Source organism: Propioniciclava flava (assembly GCF_004126535.1).
Lineage (GTDB): Bacteria > Actinomycetota > Actinomycetes > Propionibacteriales > Propionibacteriaceae > Propioniciclava > Propioniciclava flava.
The window spans coordinates 22,347-38,744 of record NZ_PPCV01000001.1; the positions used below are offsets into that span (position 1 = coordinate 22,347).

Consider the following 16,398-nt stretch of genomic DNA (forward strand, 5'->3'; position numbering starts at 1 on the left):
CCTCTGGCGACACCAATCAATTCCATACAGAGTAGTACGGACCTTGACCTGCAAGACGCGTGTCCCGTCAAGGCGCCGCTTCTGGCGGAGCTGGAAACGCTGATGACAGCCAGAGGCAGTGTCAGCCGTCTTCGCTAGAGTTGGGGCATGGTCCACGAAGCCGGTCAGCACCAGGACGCGCTTGCCCCACTCAGGTCGATCGACCTGTTCTGCGGCGCAGGCGGGCTAGCGTGCGGGCTGACGAGCCGAGGGTTCGACGTCCGTCTTGGGTCTGACATTTGGAAGCCAGCTGCTGATACTTACAGAGCGAACTTCCCCGATCATCGCTTCGAGCAGATTGATATCCGCGATCTGACTGCATCAGACATCCTCGAAGCAAGCGGTGGCACCCCACCCGACTTGGTCGCGGGGGGGCCGCCATGCCAGGGGTTCTCCTCGGCAGGCGCTCGCGCGATGGACGATGAGCGCAACACGCTCGTTGGATGGTACTCGCGGCTCGCTGCCGAGGTCCGGCCGCCTGTGATTGTCTTCGAGAACGTCGAGGGATTCCTTACAGCCTCAAACGGCAAGTATGTCGTGGACCTTTTTGACCCGCTCATCGAGGCTGGCTACGTCGTGCGACTTGAAAAGCTCAACGTCGCCAACTTTGGTGTTCCCCAGCTTCGCAAGCGTGTGATCGTCATCGCCGCGTTGGACCGTACCCCGCAACGACTTGTCCCGACTAACAGCGCGTCCGGCGCTCCCGGTGTGTGGAGGGTCGGCTCTGGGCTACCACCTACAGTAAGCGCGGCGGAGGCTCTCTCCAAGGTGTCGGCGAGCGAGAGAGACCCGTTGTCTCTCACGCGGACGCCCGGAGACTTGGAGATGGCACGGATTCAGGCGCTTGAGCAGGGCAAGACAATGAGAGACCTCCCGCCCCACTTGCAGCACAAGAGCTGGATGACGCGAGCAAACCGCCGTGTTCGCGATGGTATGCCGACCGAGCGCCGTGGCGGCGCACCAATCGGCCTTCGCCGGTTGCGTGCAGACGAACCATCAAAGGCCATCACCGGAGCCGCTACCAGGGAGTTTATCCATCCCACCGAGCACCGGACGTTGACGCTCCGTGAGGCTGCCGCACTTCAGACCTTCCCCGACACATTCGAGTTCGTCGGATCAAGGGCAGACATCGCCACGATGATTGGAAATGCGATTCCGCCGAAGTTCGCTGCTGAACTGGCTTCAGCAGTTCACGCCACATTGGCGATGCCACCGGACTTTTCAGAGCCAGGGGTGGTTGATTTTCGAAGCACGAACGCCGAAGCAATGAGCCCCGCACTCGCCCGCGTAACTCAACTGGTAGAGCAACGCTATGGAGTTGCCAACTCGGTACCGGCACTCTTCTAGAAAGCAGAACAAGAATGGCATTGACGACGGCGCAGTCCGCTGCGTACACGAAGTTGCGGCAGACTTCTTCTTCGGGCCAGGCAGTTGCGCTGTCTGATAGCGCCCTACGAGCACTGGTTTCTATCGCGGCACGTGATCTAGGACTCGACAGCGCAGTCGATGTGCCGACAGTTGGTGTTCCAGGACTGTACGACCCTTCGTTCTCGCTGGACTTCACATTGGACGGCGAAGATCCGCGTGTCTTGTACGAGAGAGTGACTCATGCGAACCCAGAAGCGGAGACGTTCATCGCATGCGCCGCTGCCATCCATAAGGCGCGTCTCAAGTACCAGCGCGTTCTGGCCAGCCAGCCGCTAGCGTCGATGGATCAGGTCGCTCCCAGGGGTCTGCTTCAATACGGGCAGATGGATGCCCACCCGCTGGCTGCCTTGCTCGTCTGGCGAAAGTGGCTCTATGACCTCGACAATAGGGCCGCCCAGGACACGGGATATTTGTTTGAGCCCGTGATTGCTGGAGCGATCGGGGGCGTGCCCTACTCGGCGACGAAGAGCCCGGTGAGGCGTGCATCTGGCAAGGGTGGACGCCAAGTCGATTGCCTCAAGGGACAGCACGCCTACGAGATTAAGCTGCGCATCACCATAGCCGCAAGCGGTCAAGGTCGATGGGGTGAGGAGCTGCAGTTCCCGTCTGAGGCTCAGGCTGCAGGCCTTGTTCCGGTACTTGTTGTCCTCGATCCAACGCCGAACCCAAAGCTCAGCGAGTTGATCCGAGCGTTCGAGGCCAGCGGTGGTGCCGCGTACATCGGCGAGGAGGCGTGGCGGCATCTCAAGGAGGAGGCCGGGCCGGAGATGGCTGTCTTCTTGGAGAAGTACATTCGCGAGCCGTTAGACGACATCTATCTCGCACTTGATGAGGGCGACCCGTTGCCGACGCTATCGCTCACCGACCGCATACGCTCCATTGACATCACAGTGGGGCAGTCAACAGTCACCATAGAGCGGGATGACGTCGGGGAGTCAATCGAGCCCGTCGACTTGATTCCAGATGATGGTGGCGACTTCTTGCCGGGAATGGATCGTTAGGTGGCTCCCAGCGCCAATTGTCAGCTTTCCGAAGTGATGAACGGGGGCGGGCTCCCGTGAGTATGCCGTACGTATCGATCAAGCGCCTGGTTGACAACTCTCTTGCGGCGATGCTGGCTGCGGTTGAGGTCTATAATAAGCCGCAGATGACCTACCGTGACGAGGTCACTGTCATGCTCATCGTCAACGGGTGGGAACTGGCGCTCAAAGCCACGTTGCGGCAGAAGAATCGCTCAATTTTCTACCCGAAGCAGCGTGGCGAACGTTACCGCTCGGTCGGGCTAGATGATGCCTTGGGAAGGGTTGCCGCCAATAGTCTCTGGCCCGTTGGTATCGACGGACCTGCAGTGACAGCCAACATCAAGGCACTGGCCGAGTATCGTGACCGGGCGATCCATCTCTACAACGCGCAGGGGTTGGGCGCGGTGATCTATCCGTTCCTGCAGCAGAATGTCCTGAACTATCGGGACTTCATGCTGGCGAAGTTCAAGAAGGACCTAGCCGACTCGATGACATGGCAGTTGCTGCCGCTAGGCGCGACGGCGCCGGCCGATGCCGTCCAGTTCATGAAGGTCGACAAGAATGCAACAATGGTGGCCGAGGTGCAGGACTTTATCGCTGAGTTGCGACGCCTTATGGATGACGCTGAATCGGCTGGAAGCGAAATGACTCGCGTGGCGACTGTCTACGACATCAACATGCAATCGGTGAAGAAGATGACCAGCGCGGACCTCGTCGTTGCCGTCTCATCGACCGCGGATGGCCAGGTTGTCCTACGTAAGACAGACCCAAACCAGACTCACCCGTTCAGCATGACAGAACTATTGGACAAGGTGAACGAGAGGCACGAGGGGCGGAAACTGACGACGTATGACTACCAGGCGATCTGTTGGAAGGAGCCACTGCGAGAGAACACTAAGTACGCCTGGAAGCACAGCAGCGGCGCTTCACACGTGTGGTCGGGCGACGCAGTCAGCTACTTGGCGGCCATGACGGATGACCAGTACGATTCAATTCGCGTGGAGTATCGGGAGCACTTGCGAGGGTAGTCCCGCGAAGGCAGCTAGCCCTGGTGACGAAGAGTCTATGTCGCGGTGGACCGCCGAGTTCGCGCCCAGACTGTGCCGCGATGGACGCCGAACTGGCGGGTGAGGGCGGTCACGCTTACGCCACCCGCGCGGGCTGTTCGCATAGCATCCACTTCCTCGTCCGTGAGCCGTGTTCGAGGTCGTTTCTTTGGTTCTGCCGACGCGCCGATCACCGGGTCGTCGGCCTCACCCTCCGGCTCGGCATCCCGACGAGTGCCTTGATTCCACGCGGAAACAAGCCTCTCAACCCGTGGTCGTCTGTTCCCGCAGCGCTCCATTGCGTCCACCCAGTTTCGCCCTAGGCGACCCGCTACGTTGCGGGTCGGACCGCCACGTAGGGCTCAAGTGCGTCTCACAAGCCCCCGTGGCACTCGACGAATGACGGCGAGTATCGCCCCTGGTAAGGTAAGGCGACGCTCAGGCAGGGAACCCGGTGAGAATCCGGGACGGTCGCGCCACTGTGAACTGATCTTCGGGTCAGCCAGTCAGGAACCGTTTGCGCGTCATCACGAAATGCCAACGGTTAGGCGCGCCACCTACCGCGGACAGGAATCGTCTCCACGATGATCCCCCTGCGAAACACTGCGCCCATGACCTCGGGTGCGAAGTGGCTCGCAGCCGTGAGGAGGGTCCATGAGATCCCACCGCCCACAGGCGCCTCGCGCCGGTCGCCGCGCGCTGACGTGGCGGACCGCGTTGCTGGTTGCAGGGCTGGCCCTGACAGGCTGCGCCGCATCCCCGCAGGCGTCCTCCAGCGCGGCCGCACCGACCACTATCGGTCAAACCAGCGTTCCCAAAACCCAGGACCCGCTCAAGGCGAGTTGGATCCTCACCGCCGTCGGGGTCGCGGAATACCCCTACATGCTCAACGCCGACGGAACCCAATCCTCACGGTTCTTCACCTCCGCGACCCAAGACGATGACCTGAACTGGACCCTGCAGGTGAAGACGGGAGCGACATTCTCCGACGGTTCACCGGTGGACGCTCAGGCCATCGCCGATTCGCTCAACGCCATCCAGCAGGGCAACCCGCAGTCCAATGCGTCCGCCGGGGTGATCACCTTTGCCAGCAAGGGCGACACCATCACCGCGACCACCCAGCGCAAGACCCGCGTCCTGCCCTCGATCCTGGCGGAGTTCTCCAACGTCATCTTCAAGGCTGACGGCAAGGGCGGGTACCTCTACACCGGCCCCTACCAGGTCACCGGATTGGACGCCGGCAACAGCATCGACTTGGCGCCGAACCCCTCCTACCCGGACGCCAGCAAACGAGGACACGTCACCGTCAAGGCGTTCGCCGACGCCGACGCCATGAAGCTCGCCATCCAAAGCGGGGCCCTCGACATGGCCTTCACCCTCCCCCCTACTGTCGCGGAACAACTCTCCGGGGTCGATGGCCTCAGCGTGAAGACGATCGATGCGGGCTACCAGTACTTCGTCCGACCGAACCTGCAACGAGGACCGCTCGCCGACGCCACGGTGCGCAAAGCACTCGATCTGGGCCTGGACCGGACAGCCTTCGTCCAAGCACTCAAAGGTGGCAGCGTCGCGAACGGACTGTTCGCCCACTACTACTCCTTCGCAGGCCAGGAAAAGGTCGTCACCGACACGGCAGCAGCCAAAGCGCTGCTGGACGAGGCCGGATGGCTGGCTGGCCCTGACGGCGTCCGCGTCAAGGACGGTCAGAAGCTGAGCCTCTCCCTGATCACCTACGCGTCCCGACCCGACCTCGGGATCATCATGCACATCATGGTCTCGCAGCTGGGGGAACTGGGTATCGCCGCGACCACATCGGTCGCTGACGACATCCGCACCGCCATGACCGGCGGCGCCTACGACCTCGCGATGTACGCACAACACACTGCCCCCACCGGTGAACCGTCGTTCTTCCAGAACCAGTTCTTCCGTACCGGTGGCGCCAACAACCTCAACGGCTACTCCTCGGCGACCACCGACGGGCTCCTCGACGAGTTGGGTGACCTGGCTCCAGGCGCCCAGCGCGACGCCAAGGCGATCGAGATCCAGCAGCAGATCCACCGCGACAATGCGGCCCTGCTCCTGGTCGACCCCCAATGGCACATCGCCGTCTCCAAGCGACTGGCTGACTACCAGCCGTATTGCGGCGACTACTACGTGGTCAACCCGCAACTTGGATTGAGCTGAGAGGCTCCAGGGGTGGGGGTCGCTGGGCGGCTCCCACCCCTGCTCCCATGACGTCGCCACGCATCCGCATCGTTGCACGCAGCCTGCTCACCCTTGTGCTGGCCAGCGTCGCTGTCTTTGCGGTGAGTCGCGCCCTGCCGCAGACGCCGATGGAGGTCTACCTGCAGCAGCATGGGGCGGCCGTCACCCCCGAAAGCGTGGCTGCGCTTCGACGCCAGTGGGGACTCGAGGGCACATGGCCCGAGCAATACTTCACTTGGGTGAGCGGGCTGTTGCGGGGCGACTGGGGTACATCCCTGCTGTCGGGGACCAGCATCGCCGCCGAGTTGTGGCAGCGACTCCCGCTGTCGCTCGGCATTGGGCTGGGCGGTCTCGCCGGAGCCGCGATGCTGGCCTATCCGCTCGGGATGCTCGCCGCGACCCGCGATGCTGGCCTATCCGCTCGGGATGCTCGCCGCGACCCGCGGCGGCATCGCCGAATGGGTCACGCGAGGGCTGACCGTGCTCGCGCAAGCCGTCCCCTCGTTTGTGGTGGCTCTCCTGGTGATCACCGCGCTCGGCGTGCAGTTGCGCTGGGTGTCCTTCTACACCCTCACCGGCGTCGCCCAAGTGATCGCTCCCGCCGCCTTGGTGACGCTCTACACGGTGGGCCAACTCTCCCGGATCGTCGCCCACGCCGCCCTGGCTCTTTGGGAGGAACCCTTCGTCCGCGCGATGCTGGGCCGAGGATTCGAGCTATCCGCCGTCTTGTGGCGCGATGGTCGCAGGCAAGTCCTCTATGCGCTGGTGGCCGCACTCATCGCCAAGATGTCGTGGGTGATCGGGGCACCGCCATTGTCGAGTACGTCTTCGCGGTGCCCGGGATCAGCTTCTACGTGATCACCAGCATCCAAAACCGTGACTACTTCGTCATCCAGTCCTATCTGATGCTCATGGTGGTGTGGATGACGGTGACCCACCTCATCCTCGACGCGGTGCTGCGCGCCCTGGATCCGAGGACGCGAGCATGACACGGCGCCGCGTCGTTTCAGCTGCCATCGTCATGGGGGTGGCGGTGCTGTTGTGCATGACTCACGGCGACCCGAATCGCGTCGATCTCGCCGCCACCTTCCTCGCGCCCGGTCCGGGGCATCCCCTGGGGACCGACAACCTGGGCCGAGACGTCTGGTGCGCGTCGTCCTCGGATTGTCGCGCACCCTGACCGTCATGATTCTCGCGACCGGGCTGAGCGCCTTGGCCGGGGGGCTCTTGGGGATGATCGCTGGCTATCTCGGCGGCCCGACTCGCGCACTCATCATGCTGGCCACCGACCTGGTGTTGATCGTCCCCACCTTCGTCGGTGCGCTCATCTTCGCGGCGCTGTTCGGTCTGACTCCCGTCTCGGCGGGGATCGTCCTGGGGCTCTTCGGGATCGGCCCCTACGTCAATCAGGCCTGTGCCCTCACCGAAGCAGTGCGGGGGAGGGCCTTCCTCCAGATCGAGACCCTGCTCGGAACACCCACCCCCGTGATCGTGGCCCGGCACATCGCCCCGGCCGTCATGCGTCCCCTGGCGGTGTACCTGGGGGCGTCCGCCGCGAACGCTGTCTTGGCGTATGCAGGACTCGCCTTCATCGGCCTCGGCGTCGATACGACCCTGCCCGACTGGGGGACCATGCTGTACGACTACCGGGTGCACCTCAGCGACCACCCGCTGCTGGTGTTGTGGCCGACGCTCGGGATCGCCATCCTCGCCCTGAGTGCCCACGCCGTGTTCGACGAAGCCGAGGGGGAAACGCCGTGATCTTGGACATCCGCGATCTCAGTGTTGCCACCCGAGATGCGCCCGCGGCGACGCTGCTCCACGACATCAACCTCGGCGTGGAGCAAGGAAGCCGGGTGGGGCTGGTCGGTGAGTCCCGGGCGGGAAAGACCACGCTCATCCGCGCCATGACCGGATTCCTCCCCGTGCAACGGTTCCAGTGCCAGGGGAGTGTCACGGTGGGCGAAACCGACGTGCTGCGCGCGACGCCCACCGAGCGCCGACGCGCGGTGAGCGCCGCGATCGCTGTCATCTGGCAGGACTCGATCACGGCCCTCAACCCCTGCCGCCGGGTGGGGACCCAAATCCGCGACACCCTCCTCTTCCGGGGGGGCGCGCAGCCGCCGTCAGGCGCACCAGGAGGCGCTGGAATGGATCGCTCGGGTGGGGTTGCATCCGCCGCGCGACATCTTCGAGCGCTACCCACACGAGTTGTCGGGCGGCATGCGTCAGCGCATCAGCCTTGCGCTGGGACTGTGCGGCGGACAGCCCATCCTCGTGGCGGACGAACCCACGTCAGCACTGGACATGGTGCGGCAACGCGCATGCGTCACGCTGATCGATCGGCTGTGCCGTGAAGACTCCACGACGCTCATCTTTGTCAGCCACGACCTCGCCCTCGTCGCCTCGCTGTGCGATCACCTCGTCGTGCTTCAGCACGGATCAATCCTGGACGCCGGACCCACCGCCACCGTCCTCGCAGACCCTCGCATGGGCGATCTTGTGGAGCGAACCCGCCGCCGCCGGGGGGAGTGGAACACGCCATGACCCGTGACGACATCGTTCCCGCGCTGCGGATGCGGGGGGTGACGCTCAGCTTCGCCGCCCAGGGGCGACGCGTGGGGCAGGAAGTCTTGCGCGGCGTCGACCTGGATCTGCCACCCGGCGAGGTGGTCGGTCTCGTGGGGGAGTCGGGGTGCGGAAAGTCGACGCTCGCACGGGTCGGCGTCGGGTTGTTGCGTCCCGATGCCGGACACGTGATCCTTCGCGACGGGACCGACCTGGCTGCGAGTTCTGCGCGCGCAGTGGCCCGGCTGCGGCCCCGTCTGCAATGGGTGGTGCAAGATCCCTACTCAGCCTTCGATCCGTCCCTGCCGTTGCGGCGCAGCATCGTGCCGGTCGTCCGACGCCAAGGGCACGCCACCGGGGACGCAGCCCGCTCCCTCGCTGCGGACGCCCTGGTTGCGGTCGGGCTCCAGGCCTCACACCTGGACCGGCTTCCCGGGCAGTTGTCTGGTGGACAGCTTCAACGGGCGGCCTTGGCCCGGGCCTTGCTGGTGGATCCCGAGGTGCTGATCGCCGATGAGATCGTCTCCGCGTTGGACTTTCGCGTCGGCGAAGAGATCCTCCACTTGGTGCGTCGAGGGGCCCGCGAGCGTGGCCGGGCCGTGTTGTTCGTGTCGCATGACCTGGGAGCAGTAGCGCTGGTCTGCGATCGAATCGCCGTCATGGACGAGGGGGTCATCGTCGAGTCGGGGCCCACCGGTGCGGTCCTCAACCATCCCCAGCATGCGCGAACCCAGGCACTGCTGGAGGCCGTTCCCACCCTGCCGTGACCTGGCGGCCTCACGATCCGCCGCAGGCCAACGCGAGTGCGCAGCTAGGAAAGCCTGGGATGCAGGAAGACCGGGATGCAGGAAGAAGGGGGAGCAGGCTGGCGGGCCCCTTCGCGGGCGAGCGCGCGATCAACGGTAGGCTTGTGCCTCGTGGCGACCGACTTTCAGACTGAGATCTCCGAACTTGACCGCTCGATGACGAGCATCGAGGTGGTGGTCGACCCTGAGAAGAAGCGTGCCGAGATCGCTGACCTGTCGCAGGCTGTCGCCGCGCCGGATCTGTGGGACGACCCCGATAACGCGCAGAAGGTGACCTCGCGTCTCTCGGCGCTCAATGCGGAACTCGATCGCGTGACCTCGTTGCGCTCCCGGCTCGATGACCTCGGCGTCCTGGTGGAGCTTGCCCAGGAGGAAGGCGACCCGGACACGCTCGCCGAGGCAGAGAAGGAACTCGGTTCACTGCACGGTGACATCGCGGCCCTGGAGGTGCGCACGCTGCTCAGTGGCGAATACGACGAGCGGGACGCCGTGGTCACCATCCGTTCGGGTGCCGGAGGCGTGGACGCCGCGGACTTCGCCGAAATGCTGCTGCGCATGTACCTGCGCTGGGCCGAGCGGCATGGTTACGCCGTCAAGCTCATGGACACGAGTTACGCCGAGGAGGCCGGGCTCAAATCCGTGACCTTCGAGGTGAGCGCCCCGTTTGCCTACGGCACCTTGTCGGTGGAGGGCGGCACGCACCGCCTCGTGCGCATCAGCCCCTTCGACAACCAAGGACGCCGCCAGACCTCGTTCGCAGCCGTCGAGGTGATCCCGTTGATCGAGTCGACCGATCACATCGACGTCCCAGAAGGGGACATCCGCGTCGACGTGTTCCGTAGCTCGGGCCCCGGTGGTCAGTCGGTGAACACCACCGACTCGGCGGTTCGCATCACCCACCTCCCGACCGGCCTGGTTGTCTCCATGCAGGATGAGAAGTCGCAGATCCAGAACAGGGCAGCCGCCATGCGGGTCTTGCAGTCGCGCCTCATGCTGTTGAAGAAGCAGGAAGAGGACGCCAAGAAGAAGGAACTGGCCGGTGACGTCAAGGCGTCGTGGGGCGACCAGATGCGCAGCTACGTGCTCAACCCGTACCAGATGGTGAAGGATCTACGTACCGGCTACGAGGTCGGCAACCCCGAGTCGGTCTTCGATGGCGATCTCGACGGTTTCATCGACGCGGGCATCCGCTGGCGCAAGAGCGAAGAATCCGCGGCATCCTGAGGGCCGCCACGCCGGGCCGCCACCGCGTCCTGGGCGAGCATGAGCACCTAGGCTGGCCTTGGCCGGCTGAGAGCTCTCAGAAAACTTCCCCATCGTCGACACCGGCCACGGATGCCTGTGATCACGTTTGAGCACGTCACAAAGACGTACCCCGGCCAAAAGCGGCCGGCATTGCACGATGTCTCGGCCACCATCGACGACGGCGAGTTCGTCTTTCTGGTCGGCCCCTCCGGGTCAGGCAAGTCGACCTTCTTGCGTCTCGTCCTGCGCGAGTATCGCGCGACCGAAGGCAGCGTTGTGGTCAACGGCCGTGACGTGGGGAAGCTGCGCAACTGGCGCATCCCCAAGCTGCGCCGCAACGTAGGGATCGTCTTTCAGGATTTCCGGCTCCTGCCCGGCAAGACGGTGAGCGAGAACGTCGCCTTCACGCTGCAGGTGATCGGACGCCCCTCGCGCGATATCCGCACGCTCGTCCCCGAGACGCTGGAGTTGGTGGGGCTGGCCGACAAGGGTGACCGCCTCCCCGAGGAGTTGTCGGGCGGGGAGCAGCAGCGCGTGGCGATCGCCCGCGCCTTCGTGAACCGCCCAGGCATCCTCCTGGCCGACGAGCCGACCGGCAATCTTGATCCCGTCACGTCTGTCGGCATCATGAAGGTCTTCGACCGTATTCATCGCGACGGGACGACGGTCCTCATGGCCACCCATGACGCCACCATCGTCGACCAGATGCGCCGACGCGTGCTTGAGCTCCATTCCGGAGAACTCGTCCGCGATCAGGCGCAGGGCGTCTACGGATACCAGTGAGCTGGACCGGAGGAAAGAGCACATGCGTCACACACTGAAAGAGACGGCCTCCGGGCTGCGCCGTAACGCGAGTATGAACGTCGCCATCTTGGTGACGATGTGGGTCTCCTTGACTCTCTTCGGCCTGGGAACCCTCGTCGCCCAGCAGGTCGACCTGATCAAGGGGCGCTGGTACGACAAGATCGAGCTGACCGCCTACCTGTGCACTGCCGACACCACCGGTGGTACGTGCACGCCCGGGCAGGCCACGACGGACGCCGAGCGTCACGCCATCGAGGCTGAACTCGCCTCCAACCCCTTGGTCGCGGCGACCTACTACCAAAGCCAAGACGAGGTGTTCGAGGAGTTCAAGGTCACCTACGCCGACTCGCCGATCCTGTCGACGCTGAAGGCCACCGATATGCAGGACCTGTATCGGATCAAGCTGAAGAATCCTGAGGAATATCAGGATGTGGTGTCTTCTCTCAGCGTCATGCCGGGCGTCCAAAGCGTCCAGGACTTGAAGGCATTGCTGGACCCGATGTTTGAATGGCTGAACTGGGGTCGCTGGATGGCGGTGGGGGCATCTGGTCTGCTGCTGCTGGCCGCGGCTCTCCAGATCGGCAACGCCATCCGCGTCGCCGCGTTCACCCGCCGCCGCGAGATCGGCATCATGCGTCTGGTGGGGGCGTCGCGGACCTACATCATGCTTCCCAGCCTCCTTGAAAGCCTCACCGTGGCCCTCAGCGGAGCGGTGTTAGCGTGCGCCACCTTGGCGGCGATCCAGCGGTTCGCGATCATCGAAAAGGCTAAACCTGCCCTTCAGGGATTCGCGTGGATTGGGTGGCATAACGTGGCTATATCCATGGTGGGGGTTGTGGCGGTCGCCATCGTCCTCTCTATGATCCCGACGTTGGTTGCGACCCGGAGGTTCTTGAAGGTCTGAGTCCCTTGGGCGGTCGCACACGTCGGATCCGTAGGGAGTACGAGTGAGTGACATGACCGCCCGTCAGGGAGGCGTCCGGAGGGCGTGGGGAGCCCGTGTTGTCAGCGCATGCGCTGCCACGGCGCTGTTCACGGGTCTGGTGGCACCGCACGCAGCCGCTGACGATCTCAACAGCCTGAAGAATCAAGTTAAAGCAAATCAAGAAAGCCAGGGTGCTGCCCAAGAGAATGTGGCGCAGTCGCGCCAGGCAGTGAATTCCGCGACTGATCGTTTGATCGCTTCGCAGAATGATCTCCAAGCAGCGCAGGCATCTTTGGCCGACGTGGAAGTTCGTTTGGCGGCCGCGCAAGAAAACGATGCGCGACTGGCGCAGGAGTTGAAGCAGGCTCGTGCCGACCTGGAAGCCGCCAAGGCGCGGGTTGTGACGGCTCAGGCGGAGGTGGACGCCCAGGTCAAGCTGATCGGCTCCGCCGCACGCGAGTCGTTCCAGCAGCAGTCCGATCTGCGTGATCTGTCGGTGGTCTGGGGCTCCCAGACTCCGGCGGAGCTGAGCCAGCGACTGCAGTGGAACACCACGATCTTCGACTCCCAGGCAGCCACCAAGGGTCGCCTCGATGCCGTGAGGGACGAGTTGGAGGCGGCCCGGGCCGCTCAGGCGGATGCCGAGGCGCGCGTCGCCGATGAGAAGGACGCTGCCGCAGCGGTGGTGCGTCAGGTCGCCAGCTTGAAGCGCCAACAGGAGCAGCAACGCTCTGCCGTCGCGGAACTCGTCACCGCCAACGCCCAGGCGCAGGCGGCGGCTCAGGGTGAACTTGATGCCGACGAGTCGGCTTACCGGTCCCTGGTCTCCGACGAGGCGCGTCTCCAGGGAGAGATCAAGAGCGAGATCGCCCGGTTGCGGGCCGAGGAAGCGGCGCGCGTCGCGGCGGAGAAGGCCGCAGCGCAGCGGGCAGCCGAGCAAAAGGCGGCTGCTGAGCGGGCAGCGGCGGCACGGCAGGCAGCGGCCAAGGCAGCCAGTGCTCCGGCTCCGGCTGCCGCCCCGGCGGCCAAACCGGCCGCTGCACCATCGTCGAGCGGCGCGGGGAAGGCCCTCTCGGCGAGTGGATTCATCCGGCCTATCAACGCAAACCCAGGCTCACCGTTCGGGCCGCGGTTCCACCCGATCCTGAAGTACTGGCGTAACCACAACGGCAACGACTGGGGTGCGAAGACGGGGACGCCGATCTACGCGGCCAAGGCCGGCACCGTCATGAAGGCTGGCCCGAACGGCGGCTTCGGCAACTTCGTGATGATTGGTCATGGGGACGACGCCCAGGGCCGCTACGTCACCACCGGGTACGCCCACATGTCGAAGGTGGTCGCCCGGGTGGGGCAGCGAGTCGAGCAAGGGCAGTTGATTGGCTACGTGGGTAGTACCGGCCTGTCAACGACTCCGCACTTGCACCTGGAGGTCCGCCTCGACGGGACGCCGGTGAACCCGTTGCTCTACATCCCCTGAGTTTCAGGCACGCACATCGTCGCCGTCCGGGTCATCCGGGCGGCGACGACGCGTGAGAGGGGTGTGGGGCGGGAAGGGCGAGGAGGCCCGATAAGCTGGTGGGACGTGTTGCTGTCTGGGCAGCATGAGTCGGGGAGGGAGACGTTGTGCCACGACCACAAGGGCGCGTGCTCGTCGCGCAGAATAAGAAGGCGCGCTACAACTATCACCTCGGCGAGACGGTCGAGGCGGGGATGGTGCTCGTGGGCACCGAAGTGAAGTCGCTGCGTGCGGGGCGGGCCTCGCTCACGGACGGATTCGCGACGATCGACGACGGCGAGGTGTGGCTCCGTGGGGTCAACATCCCCGAATACAAGTTCGGGACCAACACGAACCATCCCGTGATCCGCAACCGAAAACTGCTGCTCCACCGTCGTCAGATCGACAAGTTGGAGCGCGAGATTGGCAACTCAGGGCGCACGCTGGTGCCCCTGTCCATCTACTTCTCAGACGGGTACGCGAAGGTCGAGTTGGCTGTAGGAACCGGTAAGAAGGACTGGGACAAGCGCCAGACCATTGCCGAGCGGGACGCCAACCGTGAGGCCCAGCGTGCCCTCGCCACGCGCAACAAGGGTCGCCACTAACCACGGTGTACGCCCCGTGGAATGAGACCGGGGCATGAGGGTGAACGGCGACGGTGGTGGGGCGGGGGGACCCGCCCCACCACCGTCGGTTTTACGCCACCCCGACGAGGTCGCAGACGAACACGAGGGTTTCGTTGGCCTTGATGACGCCCGCGGCACCTCGGGCTCCGTATCCCAGGTGGGGCGGGATGGTGATGCGACGCCGACCCCCGACCTTCATGCCAACGATGCCTTCGTCCCAGCCGCGGATGACGTGTCCGGCACCCAACGGGAACACGAGGGCCTGTCCACGGTTGAAGCTGGCGTCGAACTCGGCGCCGTCCGACCACGCCACACCGACGTAGTCGACGGCGACCTGCTTGCCGGGGACCGCTTCGGGACCGGTACCGATCACTTCGTCCTCGATGAGGAGGTCGGCGGGCGGGTCGGTCGCGGGGATCTCTACTGTGGGCTTATCCATGCTGCCACCCTAGAGGCAGGGGTGGGCTGGGGGTTGCGCCCGATGGGGTTAGCGGGGGAGAGGGGGCACACTGGGGCCATGCTGGTGGATCCTCGAACGTCTGCTTCCCTTCGTGTAGGTGATGCTGAGCGTTCGCACGCCGAGGCCGTGCTGCAGGAGGCCTACAGCGTCGGGCGGCTCAATGAGGGCGAACTGGATGTGCGCCTTGGTATGGCGATGCGGGCGCGAACCCGCCGCGAACTGTCCGCAGCCTTGTCGGGGCTGCCGCTCCAGGTGCGTGCGTCGCCCTTCGTTCAGCGCCGAGTGTCCACGCCTGATGCGACCCTCCTTGGGTTTCTGGCTCATGGCAGCGCCGTGTTCACGTGGTTCTTGGGCCCCCTCGTTTGTTATGGAGTGGCGTCGCCGGGGACGCCGGGGCGCCGTGAGGCCGCGCACGCCTTCAACCTCCAACTCACCTCCGGCCTGGTGGTTTTCGTCACGATGGTCATGACGATGCTGTTCTTCCCACCGCGGGTGCTGGCCATCCTCGTCATGGTGGAGATGGTCGTGTGGCTGCTGCTCACGGTGACGAGCGCAGCGCGCGCCTTGTCGGGGCGTCCCTTGAGGGTTCCGACGATCGGTTTCCTCCCCGAGGGGAAGGCGCGATCCCGGCGACCCTGAGTGCGCACAGGGTCGCGGAATCGCGTATACTGGGGCGTCCCGGTTCATCCGGGGACAACTCAACAGGGGGGTGACTGGTTTCGACTCGGGACGGTAGTCCCAGGAGAAGCGGGCCGAGGATCCCAGAACATCTCGTAAACGACGCTGGGGAACCTATAACTGCCGACAACAATCGCGCAGACTTCGCTCTCGCTGCCTGATCAGTGATCGAAGGGTCAGCCCGGGTGTAGCCTTCCGCCCGGTTCCTGGCCTCATCTAGGAGGCTTGCTGGTTAGCTGACGCCTTGGCGGCTAACCGGGACTTCACCAGGGCTGGGCCTGTCCGCGACGTGCCGATGACGAGCGCGGGGGCCGAGTAGAACGACACCATCGGCTGCGCCCGGAGAAGACCTGGGTCGCCTCGTGAGGACGCGGGTTCAATTCCCGCCACCTCCACCCCTTTTTGGCAGCCCGTGCGCGGCGCCCGTCCCGGGTGCCGCGCACGGGCTGTGTTGCAGCCTGGCAGGATGGAGCCGTGGAACCCCAGGTGAACGCCGTGCCCCTCATGCCGGGGACCCTGCTGGTGGCCAGCCCGGAGGCGACCGACGGGGTGTTCGAAGGCTCTGTCATCGTGCTGCTCGACGTCGATGAGTCGGGAGCGTTGGGGGTCATCCTCAACGAGGTGAGCGATCTTTCGCTGACCGCAGTGCTGCCTGGCTGGGAGCCCCTCACCACCTGGCCTCACTGCCTGTTCGATGGTGGGCCAGTCTCCCAAGAAGGGGCGATCTGCCTCGCAACCCCGGCGCATCCCCGCGAGGAGCCCCCCGGGTGGCGTCCCTTGTTCGAGCGTGTTGGGCTCTTGCACCTCGATACCCCGTTGGAGTTGGTGGACGGGGCCTACTCGGCGCTGCGGATCTTCGCCGGATATGCGGGCTGGGGTCCGCATCAATTGCAAGGGGAAGTCGCGCGTGGCGCCTGGGTGGCCGTCTCGCTGTGTGCGGGAGATGTGTTCGATGCGGATCCCGCAACGCTGTGGCGCCGCGTGCTAGGGCGCCAGGGTGGGGAACTAGGCTGGCTGGCGACGTGGACGCCCACGCCCGAACTGAACTGAG

16 protein-coding genes, 1 other RNA gene, 3 pseudogenes and 1 riboswitch are annotated in these 16,398 nt (G+C 64.8%); of the genes and pseudogenes, 19 read left to right on the forward strand and 1 reads right to left on the reverse strand.

All coding sequences use genetic code 11. The annotated features are described in order from the left end of the window. The first annotated feature begins 147 nt into the window (after nucleotides 1-147). The 16 genes and pseudogenes from C1706_RS00115 to smpB all read left to right on the forward strand — a co-directional run bounded on the left by C1706_RS00115 (nucleotide 148) and on the right by smpB (nucleotide 14,188). Nucleotides 148-1,386, forward strand: coding sequence for a DNA cytosine methyltransferase (locus tag C1706_RS00115; RefSeq protein WP_129457185.1), 1,239 nt, complete (start codon nucleotides 148-150; stop codon nucleotides 1,384-1,386). Nucleotides 1,387-1,400: 14 nt separating this feature from the next. Continuing rightward, complete coding sequence (locus C1706_RS00120) at nucleotides 1,401-2,468, forward strand: ApaLI family restriction endonuclease (protein ID WP_129457186.1); 1,068 nt, start codon at nucleotides 1,401-1,403, stop codon at nucleotides 2,466-2,468. A 62-nt stretch (nucleotides 2,469-2,530) separates the two neighbouring features. Continuing rightward, nucleotides 2,531-3,517, forward strand: a complete 987-nt coding sequence (locus tag C1706_RS00125; protein ID WP_241653384.1) for a DUF3644 domain-containing protein — start codon at nucleotides 2,531-2,533, stop codon at nucleotides 3,515-3,517. A gap of 463 nt (nucleotides 3,518-3,980) precedes the next feature. Continuing rightward, nucleotides 3,981-4,050, forward strand: a riboswitch (cobalamin riboswitch). A 139-nt stretch (nucleotides 4,051-4,189) separates the two neighbouring features. Continuing rightward, complete coding sequence (locus C1706_RS00130; protein ID WP_129457188.1) at nucleotides 4,190-5,719, forward strand: ABC transporter substrate-binding protein; 1,530 nt, start codon at nucleotides 4,190-4,192, stop codon at nucleotides 5,717-5,719. A gap of 47 nt (nucleotides 5,720-5,766) precedes the next feature. Then, nucleotides 5,767-5,988: pseudogene (locus C1706_RS14885) on the forward strand (hypothetical protein); the annotation flags it as partial. 178 nt (nucleotides 5,989-6,166) lie between these two features. Next, a pseudogene (locus tag C1706_RS00135) lies at nucleotides 6,167-6,729 on the forward strand (ABC transporter permease subunit). Next, complete coding sequence (locus C1706_RS00145) at nucleotides 6,726-6,920, forward strand: hypothetical protein (protein WP_129457191.1); 195 nt, start codon at nucleotides 6,726-6,728, stop codon at nucleotides 6,918-6,920. The pseudogene C1706_RS00135 and the gene C1706_RS00145 overlap by 4 nt, the downstream one beginning before the upstream one ends. 5 nt (nucleotides 6,921-6,925) lie before the next feature. Continuing rightward, the gene (locus tag C1706_RS00150; protein ID WP_129457192.1) at nucleotides 6,926-7,501 is read left to right on the forward strand and encodes an ABC transporter permease; all 576 of its coding nucleotides are present in this window, start codon (nucleotides 6,926-6,928) and stop codon (nucleotides 7,499-7,501) included. Continuing rightward, nucleotides 7,498-7,812: pseudogene (locus C1706_RS14890) on the forward strand (ATP-binding cassette domain-containing protein); the annotation flags it as partial. The gene C1706_RS00150 and the pseudogene C1706_RS14890, both read left to right, overlap by 4 nt. Beyond that, a complete protein-coding gene (locus tag C1706_RS14725; RefSeq protein ID WP_129457193.1) occupies nucleotides 7,766-8,287 on the forward strand; it encodes an ATP-binding cassette domain-containing protein in 522 nt (173 codons plus the stop codon). The pseudogene C1706_RS14890 and the gene C1706_RS14725, both read left to right, overlap by 47 nt. After that, nucleotides 8,284-9,075: an ABC transporter ATP-binding protein gene (locus C1706_RS00165; protein ID WP_129457194.1), complete on the forward strand. Its 792-nt coding sequence runs from the start codon at nucleotides 8,284-8,286 to the stop codon at nucleotides 9,073-9,075. Before C1706_RS14725 ends, C1706_RS00165 begins: the two co-directional genes overlap by 4 nt. A 150-nt stretch (nucleotides 9,076-9,225) precedes the next feature. Then, nucleotides 9,226-10,338 carry a peptide chain release factor 2 gene (prfB, locus tag C1706_RS00170; RefSeq protein ID WP_129457195.1) on the forward strand — a complete coding sequence of 371 codons (1,113 nt, stop codon included), beginning with the start codon at nucleotides 9,226-9,228 and terminating at the stop codon, nucleotides 10,336-10,338. A gap of 117 nt (nucleotides 10,339-10,455) precedes the next feature. Then, the gene (gene ftsE, locus C1706_RS00175) at nucleotides 10,456-11,142 is read left to right on the forward strand and encodes a cell division ATP-binding protein FtsE (RefSeq protein ID WP_129457196.1); all 687 of its coding nucleotides are present in this window, start codon (nucleotides 10,456-10,458) and stop codon (nucleotides 11,140-11,142) included. 22 nt (nucleotides 11,143-11,164) lie between these two features. Next, nucleotides 11,165-12,067: a permease-like cell division protein FtsX gene (gene ftsX, locus C1706_RS00180; RefSeq protein WP_206660911.1), complete on the forward strand. Its 903-nt coding sequence runs from the start codon at nucleotides 11,165-11,167 to the stop codon at nucleotides 12,065-12,067. A gap of 322 nt (nucleotides 12,068-12,389) precedes the next feature. After that, nucleotides 12,390-13,565 carry a M23 family metallopeptidase gene (locus C1706_RS00185; protein ID WP_129457197.1) on the forward strand — a complete coding sequence of 392 codons (1,176 nt, stop codon included), beginning with the start codon at nucleotides 12,390-12,392 and terminating at the stop codon, nucleotides 13,563-13,565. 146 nt (nucleotides 13,566-13,711) lie between these two features. Continuing rightward, nucleotides 13,712-14,188, forward strand: coding sequence for an SsrA-binding protein SmpB (gene smpB, locus C1706_RS00190; protein WP_129457198.1), 477 nt, complete (start codon nucleotides 13,712-13,714; stop codon nucleotides 14,186-14,188). Between the two features lie 91 nt (nucleotides 14,189-14,279). Here the strand turns inward: smpB and C1706_RS00195 are convergent, their stop codons facing one another. Then, a complete protein-coding gene (locus C1706_RS00195) occupies nucleotides 14,280-14,648 on the reverse strand; it encodes an FKBP-type peptidyl-prolyl cis-trans isomerase (RefSeq protein WP_129457199.1) in 369 nt (122 codons plus the stop codon). 78 nt (nucleotides 14,649-14,726) lie between these two features. On the opposite strand from C1706_RS00195, the gene C1706_RS00200 reads away from it, so the two are divergent. From C1706_RS00200 to C1706_RS00210, 3 genes are all read left to right on the forward strand, one after another. Further along, nucleotides 14,727-15,308 (forward strand): DUF1707 and DUF4870 domain-containing protein, encoded by a 582-nt coding sequence (locus C1706_RS00200; protein WP_164987361.1) that lies wholly within the window; start codon nucleotides 14,727-14,729, stop codon nucleotides 15,306-15,308. A gap of 66 nt (nucleotides 15,309-15,374) precedes the next feature. Next, nucleotides 15,375-15,745: a transfer-messenger RNA gene (gene ssrA / locus C1706_RS00205) on the forward strand. Nucleotides 15,746-15,851: 106 nt separating this feature from the next. Next, the gene (locus C1706_RS00210; protein ID WP_129457646.1) at nucleotides 15,852-16,397 is read left to right on the forward strand and encodes a YqgE/AlgH family protein; all 546 of its coding nucleotides are present in this window, start codon (nucleotides 15,852-15,854) and stop codon (nucleotides 16,395-16,397) included. The last annotated feature ends 1 nt before the right edge of the window (nucleotide 16,398 follow it).